The 12,024-nt window shown below is 52.6% G+C and carries 11 protein-coding genes; 1 reads left to right on the top strand and 10 read right to left on the bottom strand.

Annotation, left to right across the window (positions count from 1 at the left end; genetic code table 11):
• Nucleotides 1-128: 128 nt before the first annotated feature.
• Nucleotides 129-404, bottom strand: a complete 276-nt coding sequence (locus tag AC1MDE_RS04605; protein WP_479400896.1) for a VF530 family protein — start codon at nucleotides 402-404, stop codon at nucleotides 129-131.
• Between the two features lie 109 nt (nucleotides 405-513).
• Here AC1MDE_RS04605 and AC1MDE_RS04600 point away from each other — a divergent pair, with 109 nt between their 5' ends.
• On the top strand, nucleotides 514-822 hold the full coding sequence (locus tag AC1MDE_RS04600) for a hypothetical protein (protein WP_479400895.1): 309 nt from the start codon (nucleotides 514-516) through the stop codon (nucleotides 820-822).
• A gap of 3 nt (nucleotides 823-825) precedes the next feature.
• On the opposite strand, the gene AC1MDE_RS04595 is transcribed toward AC1MDE_RS04600, so the two are convergent.
• From AC1MDE_RS04595 to AC1MDE_RS04555, 9 genes are all read right to left on the bottom strand, one after another.
• The gene (locus tag AC1MDE_RS04595; protein WP_034823528.1) at nucleotides 826-1,485 is read right to left on the bottom strand and encodes a DUF1345 domain-containing protein; all 660 of its coding nucleotides are present in this window, start codon (nucleotides 1,483-1,485) and stop codon (nucleotides 826-828) included.
• A gap of 762 nt (nucleotides 1,486-2,247) precedes the next feature.
• Nucleotides 2,248-2,418: a YlcI/YnfO family protein gene (locus AC1MDE_RS04590; protein WP_072050617.1), complete on the bottom strand. Its 171-nt coding sequence runs from the start codon at nucleotides 2,416-2,418 to the stop codon at nucleotides 2,248-2,250.
• Between the two features lie 110 nt (nucleotides 2,419-2,528).
• The gene (cydC, locus tag AC1MDE_RS04585; RefSeq protein ID WP_480344335.1) at nucleotides 2,529-4,175 is read right to left on the bottom strand and encodes a thiol reductant ABC exporter subunit CydC; all 1,647 of its coding nucleotides are present in this window, start codon (nucleotides 4,173-4,175) and stop codon (nucleotides 2,529-2,531) included.
• Nucleotides 4,172-5,932, bottom strand: coding sequence for a thiol reductant ABC exporter subunit CydD (cydD, locus tag AC1MDE_RS04580; RefSeq protein WP_480344334.1), 1,761 nt, complete (start codon nucleotides 5,930-5,932; stop codon nucleotides 4,172-4,174). The genes cydC and cydD overlap by 4 nt, the downstream gene beginning before the upstream one ends.
• Nucleotides 5,933-5,938: 6 nt before the next feature.
• Nucleotides 5,939-6,982 (bottom strand): cytochrome d ubiquinol oxidase subunit II, encoded by a 1,044-nt coding sequence (locus tag AC1MDE_RS04575; protein ID WP_064511344.1) that lies wholly within the window; start codon nucleotides 6,980-6,982, stop codon nucleotides 5,939-5,941.
• A 21-nt stretch (nucleotides 6,983-7,003) separates the two neighbouring features.
• Nucleotides 7,004-8,446 (bottom strand): cytochrome ubiquinol oxidase subunit I, encoded by a 1,443-nt coding sequence (locus AC1MDE_RS04570; protein WP_058960544.1) that lies wholly within the window; start codon nucleotides 8,444-8,446, stop codon nucleotides 7,004-7,006.
• 971 nt (nucleotides 8,447-9,417) lie between these two features.
• Entirely contained in the window at nucleotides 9,418-10,488 is a 1,071-nt protein-coding gene (locus tag AC1MDE_RS04565) for a 4-oxalomesaconate tautomerase (protein ID WP_058960543.1), read from the bottom strand.
• Nucleotides 10,485-11,207 (bottom strand): 4-carboxy-4-hydroxy-2-oxoadipate aldolase/oxaloacetate decarboxylase, encoded by a 723-nt coding sequence (locus tag AC1MDE_RS04560; protein WP_479400892.1) that lies wholly within the window; start codon nucleotides 11,205-11,207, stop codon nucleotides 10,485-10,487. Before AC1MDE_RS04560 ends, AC1MDE_RS04565 begins: the two co-directional genes overlap by 4 nt.
• Complete coding sequence (locus tag AC1MDE_RS04555; RefSeq protein WP_479400891.1) at nucleotides 11,204-11,941, bottom strand: PIG-L deacetylase family protein; 738 nt, start codon at nucleotides 11,939-11,941, stop codon at nucleotides 11,204-11,206. The genes AC1MDE_RS04560 and AC1MDE_RS04555 overlap by 4 nt, the downstream gene beginning before the upstream one ends.
• Nucleotides 11,942-12,024: the final 83 nt, after the last annotated feature.

Here is a 12,024-nt window from a genome sequence, read left to right as displayed (position 1 = left end):
TATACATGTATCGATATTGTCACGCGAGAAAAGAAGTTACAAGGCAGCCTGTCATTGGAAAATGTGATGACGCTGGCAAGGTTGTCATCAAAAGGAAAGGGGGAAGAGAGAGTAAGCCGCTGTGATTATTAGTGGCTCTGGGTCCAGGGATTAAAATCGCTGTCAGCTGAATCTAGTTTGTCGGGTTCATCCAGAGAATCCAGGTACAGCGCTTCCACTTCAGCACGCGCCCATGGAGTGCGACGCAGGAATTTGAGGCTGGATTTTACGCTGGGATCGTTTTTAAAGCAGTTAATATTGATGAGTTTACTGAGTTCAACCCAGCCATAACGCACCACTAACGCATTAACAATCATTTCCAGCGTCACGCCGTGCATGGGATCTTTAGAAGAGTGAGAGGTCATATTACGTCCTAATTTGCAGGCGGATGATTGGCGGGCAAGATTACAAGAAAGCCGTGCCAGCAGCAATGGTGTAGACTTGAGCTTAGCCATTTACTGAGGAAATAACGCGATGAGCGATAAGAAAATGATTTCAATCGACCAGTTCAATGAAGCTGAGCGAAGTGAAGTGGATGAAATCTTCAAAGGGTTAATGGAAAAACATCGCCACCGCAGTGGTAAAGAGCCTGATGCGAAAAAAGAGAAAGAATATACCGCAGATGCGCGTCAGCAAGTCATGACCAGCAAGCTAGCCAAAGAAAAAGCCAAAGCGGACAAAGCAAAGAAAACACCTGCGCGCCGCAAGAAACCTGAAGCGCAATCTGCCAGCGAAGTCAGTGACTTCAACTGGTCTGCCTCAATTAATAAAGGACGTCGTTAAGCGTTAACTCAGCAATCCGGCCCCCACATTCACCGACAATCCCAGAATGGCCAGATTGAAAATAAACGAGATCACCGATTGCAGCAGCGCCAGCTTGCGCATTTCGGTGGTGCCCGTTGCCACATCAGCGGTCTGTGATGCAACCGCGATGGTGAATGAGAAATAGAGAAAATCCCAGTATGCCGGTTCGTCCGGTTTTTCCGGGAATATCATGGGCGTGACATTTTGACTGCGATGCAAATAGTGTTGATGCGCATAATGCATGGCAAACGAACTTGGCAGTAATGCCCATGAGACAATCAATGTCATGGCCGTCAGCAGCAGATGTAACACGCGTGGCGTGCCGGTGAGATGTTTGAGCGCCGGCAGTTCGCTCATGATTGCCACGATGCTGATCATGCAGGCCACAATGACCATACCCAAAACTAACGCAGCGCTCTGATCTTGCATCTGAGCGATACGTTTGATCTCGCCAGCATCGGTACGCAGCATGCGAAACCAGATAAACCACAGATAAAGCCACGCCAGCACATTCCAGCCAATCAGCACGCGTTGCAGTTCTCCCAGTTTTGCAGGCAGTAAGAAATAGCAGACGACCCCGGCAACAATCGATATCAACAGACGTAGCCGCGCGAACAGATGTGTGGTGAGCGAAAAGGGCATGATGTTTTTTTTGCTGGGGTTTGAATCAGTTAACTGTAGTTGATGGCAGGAAAAACGCCTGAGATAGCGGTTAAGAATCATATCGGGATTTGAATGATTGTCGGTTTAGGACACTGGCTGAACGCTGCATTCTCTGACGTCGCTACGTGAATTCTGAGATTTTATTTGAGGGATTATTGCCAAAGATTGGCGTAGCGACGCCTTAATTTGGCGGCATTTTAAACGATTAATGAAGGGGGTATTGATAACTTAGCCACGCCTATCAGGATGAGAGTGAAGATAACTCTACATTGAAGACCACATATAGGGTGCCTTCATGTGGACTTGTCTCATACGAGCGAGCAGTTTTCATGAGTTAAGCGGCACGGCCCATGTTGAGCCATTTACGATGTGAATGGCTGAGCAGAGTGGAGGGTTCGATGACAAATGAGAAACGTAAGTCGTTTACGTCAGCATGGGGCGCTGGCCATTCACAGCAACGCAATCAAATATCAGTAGGAGATAGCCCAGCGGAGTCTGGAGTGCGCAATTTGATACCTTATTTAACATAATATACATTATCCGTACTTTTATGATCTGTCTAAGTTAAGGTGACCGCCTGGGAAATGCGTGCGTTTTGTTGCGCTGGATGTGCTCTATAGCGTTCCATTAATGCGACGGTTTCTGGCATCGGCCACAGGCCTGAAATGAAAATTTGAAGAGTCAGTTTCCCGTCCGCAACACGTCAGCGATGATGACCTGCCACCGACGGGAAATGATGAATTACTTCTTTCCGTTGCCGGCTTCCCGCGCTTTCAGACGACAGGCTTCGACAACCCAGGCTGAGAAGTTTTGAATGTTTTCGCTCTTCATACTCTCTTCGATTTGATCAATCAGCAGATGTGGGAAACGAATATGTTTTCGTCGGGTTTTGGAGTTTGTCATTTTATCCATGGTGATCCCTGGTCAGTTGTCTCACAAGTTTATTTTTGTATTGATTAAGCATCTGCTCAGATTGCCCCTAAGCAGATGTAAATAAACCAAAAAACAGATCCCTGCTCTTGTTATTGTTTATCGAGCAGTAACCGACTGTCCGCGAGGGAAAGTGGCTGGATCTGATGGGTCACCAGCAGCGTGGTTTTACCCTTAATGAGTTCTTTCAAGCAGTTAAGTACTAATTCGGTATTTACTGCGTCTAGCCCTTCAGTGGGCTCGTCCAGCAACACGATCGGCGCATGGGAAAGAAACGCGCGAGCAATCCCAATCCTGCGGGCCTGACCACCAGACAGACGCCCTCCTAACTCTCCCACCAGGGTGTCGAGCCCCAGAGGAAATGCGCGGACTTCGCCGTCTAAAGCGGCGCGCGCCAGTGCTTCCCATAAAGCCTCGTCATCCGCATCCGGTGCAACCAGGCGCAGGTTGTCTCGAATCGATGCGTTGAAGAGATAGGTTTTCTGGCCAACCACCGAGATCATCTGACGCAGTGTATCTTCAGAAAGCGCCCTGACCGGACGACCGCCGATAGACACATCCCCTGCTGTCGTTTCCCAGAATCCTTGCACCAGATTCAGTACGGTGGTTTTTCCTGCTCCGCTGGGACCTAAAATCGCCAGACAATGGCCGACCGGCACGGTAAAGCTCAGCTTGTCCAGTACATTAGGCGCATCAGGCGTGTAACGCATTGTCACGGCCGAAAATGACAATTCGCTGCTCTCCGGCATCGGGCTGGTTTCAGGCAGGACAATCGCCGGTGTCAGCTCCGTCATGGAGAACAGACGGCGTGCCGCTGCGCGCGTAGTGCCAAGGGCAGCAAAGGCCGCGGGCAACCCAGCCACCGCTTCAGTACTCGCCAGGATGGTGAACAGCAACATCACGATTTCACTGGCAGTAATACCGGTTGCGTGCCCAGTGTTGAAGAGCAGGATAAAGGCGAAAAATAACCCGAGCTGTCCCATTAAGGCGCAGATCGCCCCGCCGCTGGCGCTGATCCAGGCTTGCCGACGCTGTGCGCTGATCAGTTGCTGAGAAAGCTGGCGCAGATGATCGGTTTGATGACTAACAGCGCCAACCATCTGTAACTCTGCTAATCCACGCACCAAATCGGTGGATGCGGCCTGAACGGATGAGCGCACGGTAGCGATCTGGTTGCCACTGGCTTGCGTCAGCGAGGCCACAATCCACGGCACGACCACGCCCGCAAGTATCAGCACCACCGCATCAATCAAGGCCACTGAAGGTGAGAACCAGCAAATTCCTGCCAAAATGATGAGCGACGAGATCAGCCCTGCAATGGCCGGCGTCAGAATACGCAGATAGAAATTGTCGAGGCTATCTATATCAGCGCGAAAACGCGCCAGCACATCCCCATCGCGAAAATCCTGCAGTCGCGCAGGCGCAAGATGGGCTAACTGCTGATAGAACCAGACACGTAAAACCGACAACAAGCGCAAAGTTGCATCGTGCGTCACCAATCTTTCCAGATAACGCGCGAAGGTACGCAATACCGCGAGCCCACGAATCGCTGCAGCCGGAGTGAAAAACTCCAGTGCCAGTGAGCCTACGCCCGCCAGCGCCATGGACGTAATGAACCAGCCTGATAAGGCGAGCAGCGCCACGTTGGAGAGAATCACAACCACAGAGAGCAATATTCCCACCGCCATGCGGAAACGCCATGGACGCGCCATGCGCAAGAGATGGCAAAGATCCTTCATGCGAGGTCTCCTGTTTGCAGACGCTCGAGTTCAGCGAAGACGCCAGCCTGATCGCGCAATGCTTGCGGCGTCCCCGATTCAACCACCCGCCCTTTTTCCAGCACGATGATTCGGTCAGCTGTGGCAGCGATTTCCGTATCGTGGGTGATGATTAAGCGTGCACTGTTCGGTAATGAGTCACTCAAGGAGGCAATCATATTCTGTGCCGTCTGGCGATCCAGCGCGACCGTAGGTTCATCAAGTATCACCACCGGTGGCGAAATCAATACGGCGCGGGCCATTGCAATACGCTGAATCTGCCCACCGGACAGCCCTTTTCCACCATCACCCAGGCGGTAATCATATTGCGCCGGCAACGAATGGATAAAAGTGTCAGCCTGAGCCAGCTGTGCCGCTGCTTCAACCTCTGCCTGGCTGATACCCGAACGCGACAACAGAATATTTTCCGCAATCGAACCGGCAAATATAGTGGGTCGCTGCGGGAGCCAACCAATCTGTTGCTGCCATGCAGGAAGATCTAATGAAGAAAGATCCTTGCCATCAATGACGATGCGTCCTGAGTTCGGCGCGATAAAGCCCAGTAGCATTCGCGATAAGGTGGTTTTACCGGCACCGCTGGTGCCGACGATCGCCAGTGTTTCCCCGCTGCGTAAAGTAAAGGAAACATCGGTAACGCCGCCGCCCTCCGCATACTGATAGCTCACCCCTTCAAGACTGATTTCACGCGGTTTCACCGGGAGCGCGTCATTACCCTGTGACGATTCCGGCGCTTCAGCATTGAGGATCGCCAGTAGACCTTCCGTCGCGCCAATCGCATCCATTCGGGCATGATAGTGCGTGCCCAAATCGCGCAGCGGGCGGAAAAATTCCGGTGCCAGCAACAAGGCAAACAGCCCCGGCAGGAAGCCCATTTCGCCATAGAACAGACGGAATCCAACATACACCGCCACCATCGCGGTGCTGATGGTGGCAAAAAATTCCAGCACCAATGATGAAAGGAATGCCAGCCGCAACACCTTCATGGTGGTCTGACGATAGCTGTCCGAGATCGCTGCGATGATGTTCGCTTGTCGGCGTGCAGCATGAGTCTGGCGTAACGTTGTCAGGCCAGCAATCACATCAAAGAAGTGCGCACTCATCAGGCTGAGTTTGTGCCACTGCTTCAGGCTCATTTTCTCCGCGCCCTTTCCTACCACGATCATGAACAACGGCACCAGTGGCGCGGTGATCAACATGATCAAGCCAGAAACCCAGTCAAAAGGAAAAAGCGCAACCAGAATGGCAAGCGGCACAATGCCGATGATGATTTTTTGCGGAAGAAAACCGGAAAAGTAAGCTTCGATAGCTTCGACGCCTTCGCCAAGTGAGCTGGCGATACTGCCCGTACGTTGATGCTGGCTCCAGGCGGGACCCAGTGTGGCGATGCGGTCTAACAACATCCCGCGCAATCCCTGACGGATACGTGCTGAGGCTTCAAACGCAAAACCCTGGCGCAGGATATCGATACCCGCGCGCAGCAACATCACAACCGGCAGCAATAAGAGATAAGGCAATAGCGCGGTGAAGGTTTTACCACCGAGGACGGCGTTGCTGATTAGCCAGGCTAACAGCCAACACTGTGCAATCATCAGTATGGCATTGAGCGCCGCCATACTGATGGACAGTGAAAATAAACCGCCTGCCTGGCGGCGCAGGCTCGAAAGCCAACGTTCCGCCAGGCGGGCTGCCATTCCACTTGGAGGGGAACTAGCAGACATGATGTCTTAGTGTCCCCCGTGACCAACCAGCTTGGAGATACGGCCGCGGAATACCCAGATCTGATACCAGTTGTACATCAGCATTACCGGAACAAAACCGCCCATGGTCATGGTGAAGGTAATCAGCGAAACCTGTGGACTGGCGCCCGCCCAGATGGTCCAGGTGCCTGGCACGATCCATGGGAACATGGTGAGTAACATACCGAAGCCCAGAATAAATGCCGCGCCATTGAACCACATCACCGCTGCAAAATCTTTGTCCTTCAGGGTGTCACGACGCACCTGATCAATACAGACCAGAGCGATTAAGCCAAACAGGCCCCAGATCCAGAAATGCGGACCAAACCATTTCGCACGTGCCCAGTCGAAGATCACCGCACTCCACACCCAGGTAATCACCACGGCAGCGATAGCTAACCAGAAGATCACCGCCGTCCAACGTGCTGCATCCTGACGAATCGGTTCATTTTTCTCGAAGCGAGCACGTACGAACAGCACGCCTGCCAGCGTCATTGCCACGCAGGAAGCCACGCCGGTCCAGATGGAGAAAGCTGAAATAAAGTTAAATGCGCCACCCACGTAAGTTGGTACACCCTGTGCAGGCGAATCCATCTGGAAACCTTGCAGCAACGCACCAACGCTCATCCCACCAAAGAAAGTCACCGCGAGACTGGCGACACCGAAGATGCCGTCAGAAAACTTCTGCCAGAATGGCGAGGCCAGATGACGAAACTCCAGTGCCACCGCGCGGGACATAATGCCCCACAACACCAGCGCCATTGGCACCATCAGGTAGCTAAATGCCGAACCGTACACAAACGGGAAGGTGCCGAACATAATACCACCGGCGACGATCAGCCAGGTTTCGTTGGCATCCCAGGTGCCGGCCATTGCCGACATGATCGCGCCACGTTCATCATGGTCGCGGACGAAGAGCGAGAAGATCCCCGCCCCCAGGTCGGCGCCATCCAGCGCGATATATAAAAGAACACTGATACCAAATGCTAACCACCAGGCGATGATCAGGAAGTGCTGAGTCGAATTAAGCATGTCCACGGATTTATTCTCCCATCAAACCGGACGGATATATTCAGGATGGTCAGCATGACCACTGGCAGGCATTTCAAGGTGACCCAAATGCTCATGCCCCTCGCCCGGTATTTTGCTGGTCAAATCAGGACCAATACGCACCACTTTCGCCAGGAACCATATGGTGCCCGCGACCACAGCCGTTTCAAAGATGGCAAAGCCCACCAGCCAGAAGATTGCCAGACCCAGGGTCATTGGACTCATACCGTCTTCGGTGCGCATCAGGCCATAAACGATCCACGGCTGACGGCCAATTTCGCGCGTCCACCAGCCCGCAATCACTGCGATATAAGGCAGGACTACCATGATAACGGCCAGCGCCAGGAACAGCTTATTACGCGGAGCCAGCTCAGCGGTCATGCGACGACGTGCAATCAGCCAGACGCCCCAGAGGCTCACCAGCAACATGGCACCCGCAGCACCTGACATGGCGCGGAAGGCGTAGAATGGCAATACCACAGGCGGTTGCTGATCTTTCGGGAAGCTGTTCAGGCCCGTTACCGTACCGTTCCAGGTTTTGGTTTCAATCAGGCTTAAACCGTGCGGGATATCGATAGACCATGCGAGGCCCGTGCCTTCTTTGTTTGGCCAACCCAGGATGTGCCAGGCACTGTTGACGTTACCCGCTGAATCATAGGTATCGTAGTGCCCTTCCATTGCTGCCAGTGCGGCAGGTTTATGTTCAAGCGTGGCTTCACCCAGCACGTCACCCATATAGATCTGAACGGCGGCGACCACGGCCAGCGCCATAAGTGAATATTTCAGCGGCTTCAGGAACAGATCAACATGACGCTGTTTCAGAACATACCAGGCGCAGGTCGCCACCACGAAGCACAGCGAGAGCTCGAAGCTTGCCAGCAGCATGTGCGGGAAAGCACTGCGCGCATTCGGATTAAACAGCGCGGCCAGCCAGTCAGTTACGATGAAAATACCGTTATGCAGTTCAACACCGGTTGGCGTTTGCATCCAGGAGTTAGCCACCAGGATCCACATCGCAGAAAGCGTAGAAGAGAGCGCCACGTTAAAGGTCGCAAACAGGTGCATCCCTTTGCTGATCTTGCCCCAGCCAAAAATCATCAGTCCGATAAAGCCGGCTTCGTACATAAAGGCGGTGATGGTCTCATAGCCGAGCACCTGACCAAAGAACGGCCCGGCAGCCTGCGAGAAGCGACCATAAAGAATGCCAAAGGCCATTTCCATGGTGACACCGGTTGCCACGCCAGCACCGAAGTTAACGATAAACAGCTTTTCAAAGAAGCGACACAGGCGATACCACTGCTCATCTTGCTTCCTGACCCACATCAGTTCAGAGATGAACAACAGTGCAGCCAGTCCAATGGTTAGCGGGGGAAAAATGATGTGAATGGATGAAATTAGCGCGAAGTCAATACGCGTGATCAGCGATGTAAGATCGTTACTTAGCATGACTATCTTCTTTTTTTGAGTGACCGAATTAGTTAACGGCAATCCAGCGCCGTTTCACATGTTATGAAGTGAGATGAAGCAAGCTCGTGCATAACAAGTTGAAATCGGTGCCGCACTGTCGTCTTTCTCTTAACCACGAGCAACAACCACAGTTTAATTTCCAGACAGGTGACGTCTGGGAAATAGGATATTCACTTCGGCGTTCGTTCCGGAGAAAGAACGGGAAAATAAATCATGATTGTTAACGAAATGTCTGTCGATAACACTTGCAGGCGTAGGTATCGACACGGCTCGTAATAAGAATTTTTCTGTAAATTATTCTATATTTTCGTTTACACAAAGGCATCCAAATTAAAGGGGTAACTTGTAACAAAAAGAAAAAATTCGCTGTATAAATGAATGATTTTCATGTGAATTAAATGTAATGAGAGCGTTAACTTATGAGGAATCTTTGATTTTAATCAACTTAATTCAAGGTTTTAGCGTGTTTTTGAGCGTTAATTATGATGCGCTGAAGAGTGAAAGAATCGGTGTACAGCCCGTAATGATGCGATTATCTTATTATTTAGCAGGGTTACAATTACCGTAGACATAAGCTCAACATCAATAATACGTAATTTTAACAAGCATTGAGTTATTGTATTTTAATAACAGCCGGAATGATTTAATTTAACAAACCAAATACAATTATCACTTTCAGAACACTTAATTTCTGCGCCATTAAATCTTTAAAAACTTCTGTATTAAATATACCGACTCGTAACATTAAAGACACACCGTGCGCACACTTGTCACATTAATAATGAATCAGGCGACATTTATTAAGGCAGATAAGGAGTCTGGTCAGGCAGTGTGAGTGGGAGCACGCAGTCACGCGTGGAAACGAAGATTTTGGCAATCGAATGAAGAATGCCGACAACCCATAAGGTTGTCAGCAACGGAGAACGTCAGCGTGCAGGGTAATTCGTGTTTTAGAGTGAGCCTGGAATGGCGACCCGCCCGTCGAATAACAAGCGTGCCGTGCGTATCAGGCCGCTTTGCGTCACCTTCCCTGCCTCATCACGGGTCAGCATCACGCTAAACTCGCCGCTGGGATGCTCTACCGCCAGACGCTGCTGCCTGGTATCGGTAATCTGCGCGATGCCCTGCGTCACGGAACCGGGGATCAGGCAGGCTGTGGCGACACTCACCGCGCCCAGTACGCCAATAGAAGCATGACAGCGATGGGGAATAAATGTTCGCGTGGATAGCGCACCGCCATTAGCGGGCGGAGCAATCAGGGTCATTTTCGGCACGGTTCGTTTCGTCACATCCCCGAGATTCATCAGCGGACCCGCTTGTAAGCGGATGGATTCCAGGCGTGCTTTTAACTCAGCATTACTCTCCAGCTGTTCGCGGGTCTCCTGTCCAGTGCATCCCACATCCTCAGCACGCAGGATCACCACGGGCATACCGTTATCGATGCAGGTCACCTCAATCCCGTCAAACCGATTACGCGCCTCACCGGTCGGTAACAGCGATCCGCAGCTGGATCCTGCAATATCCTCGAATTGCAAAATTTGCTCTGCGCCAAAACCGGGCACGCCGTCTATCTGGGTCTCGCCCTGATATTCCACCGTGCCATCGGGCGTGGCAAATTGCGCCACTGCGATTTGCCCGGTGTTGATCATAAAGATGCGCACGCGCGTGATGTCGCCCTGTGCCCTTATCAGGCCCTTCTCAATGGCAAAAGGCGCCACGGCGGCGAGGATGTTACCGCAGTTCTGTCCATAATCGACCACCGCTTGATGCACGTTAACCTGCGCAAAAAGATAATCGATATCTGCATCAGGCCGCGTGGAGGGAGAAATTATCGCCACTTTACTGGTCAGCGGATCAGCCCCACCGATGCCATCAATTTGACGGGGATCGGGTGAACCCATGACGGCCAGCAACACGCGGTCTCGTTGCGGCCCCGCTTCTGGCAGATCGCTGGCCAGGAAACAGGCGGCTTTGGAGGTGCCGCCTCGCATTAACACACAGGGTATCAGCGTCTGTTTCATAGCGAACTCTTTTGCAGGGCATCCAGAGACTCCACGTAGCGCAATCCCTTCTCCGCTAACGCGCCACGCATCTGATAAATATCCAGCCCGAGTTCCCCGGCAGCCAGTCTTACTCGTTTACTCTCCTCATTGGTGACCCGCTGCTGGGTTGCCTCGGCAACGGTGTTCGCATCCGCTCGCGGCACAATCACCACGCCGTCGTCATCGGCAACCACTATATCGCCGGGATAGATCAGCTGGCCTGCACAGATAATCGGCACGTTCACCGATCCCAGCGTAGCTTTTACCGTTCCCTGCGCGAATACCGCACGTGACCAGACCGGGAAACCCATCTCACGCAGGGTCTGGCTGTCACGGATACCGATATCGCCCACCAGCGCCACTACGCCACGCGCCTTTAATGAAGTGGCCAGCAGATCACCGAAGAAGCCGTCATGGCAATCCGAGGTCGGTGACACCAGCAACACATCGCCCGGCTGACACTGTTCGACTGCAACATGAAACATCCAGTTATCACCGGGAGAAACCAGCACCGTGACCGCACTGCCGGCTATCGCGACACCCTGCTGGATTGGTCGTATCCGCACATTGAGCAGACCTTGCCGCTGTTGCGCTTCGTGGACGGTCGCCACTCCGGCACGGGCAAATTGTGCAATCAGAGCCGAATCGGCCCGCTCAATCTGCTTAACAACGATGCCTTTCTGATTGACCGCAATCATGAGAGATCCTCCGTCACCCGTGGGAACAGACTCTGATAGCCTTCGCCGTGGGTGATGACGCGCGTGGATGTAATCCCTGTGTTGCGTTTGGCCTGCACACCGCGCTGGAGCGCCACGCGCGTGTAGTATTCCCACAGGTGTTCCTGCCCGGCCATGCACTGAATCGCCTGATATTTCTTGTCCCAAACCGAGGTGATATCCAGCAGCACATCCGGTTTCCACAGGCATTGTTCAGGCTGATGCGGTTCAAAACAGTAAACCGGCGGTGCACCGATAATCGGTTCTCCCGGACGATATCCTTCTGCCTGCGCAATGATGCGTGCTTCCTGGGTGAGATTGGCCGCCAGCGGATGATCGTAGTTATAAGGATCAGCAATCGAATGCGTCAGCACAAAGTGAGGCTGTACGCGGCGAAACACATCGGCGAGGCGAAACAGCGTTTCCTTATCCGCGCGAAGGGGATAATCGCCGAGATCGAAGAACTCAATGCTGGCACCTAACACATCCGCGGCCCGTTCGGCCTCGGCCTGACGATGCTGCTTGACGGTCTGCTCGGTCATATTGCCTTTGCGCCACAGTTTTGCCGACTCACCGCGCTCCCCGTAAGAGAGGCAGACGACGTGCACGTCATAGCCGCTCGCACTGTGCAACGCGATGGCCCCGCCTGCGCGCCAGACAAAGTCAGCGGAATGGGCACTGACCACCAAGGCACTCTTTTTCACTGCGTTTTCCATTATGTTCCCCTGCTATTGCGTTTTTTTCATCCTGACACGCACCACCGTGACCGAATAATGCCTTTCATTGTGCGAGCTATGAT

Source organism: Pantoea folii, assembly GCF_056678875.1.
This window is presented reverse-complemented; position numbering and strand designations above follow the sequence as displayed.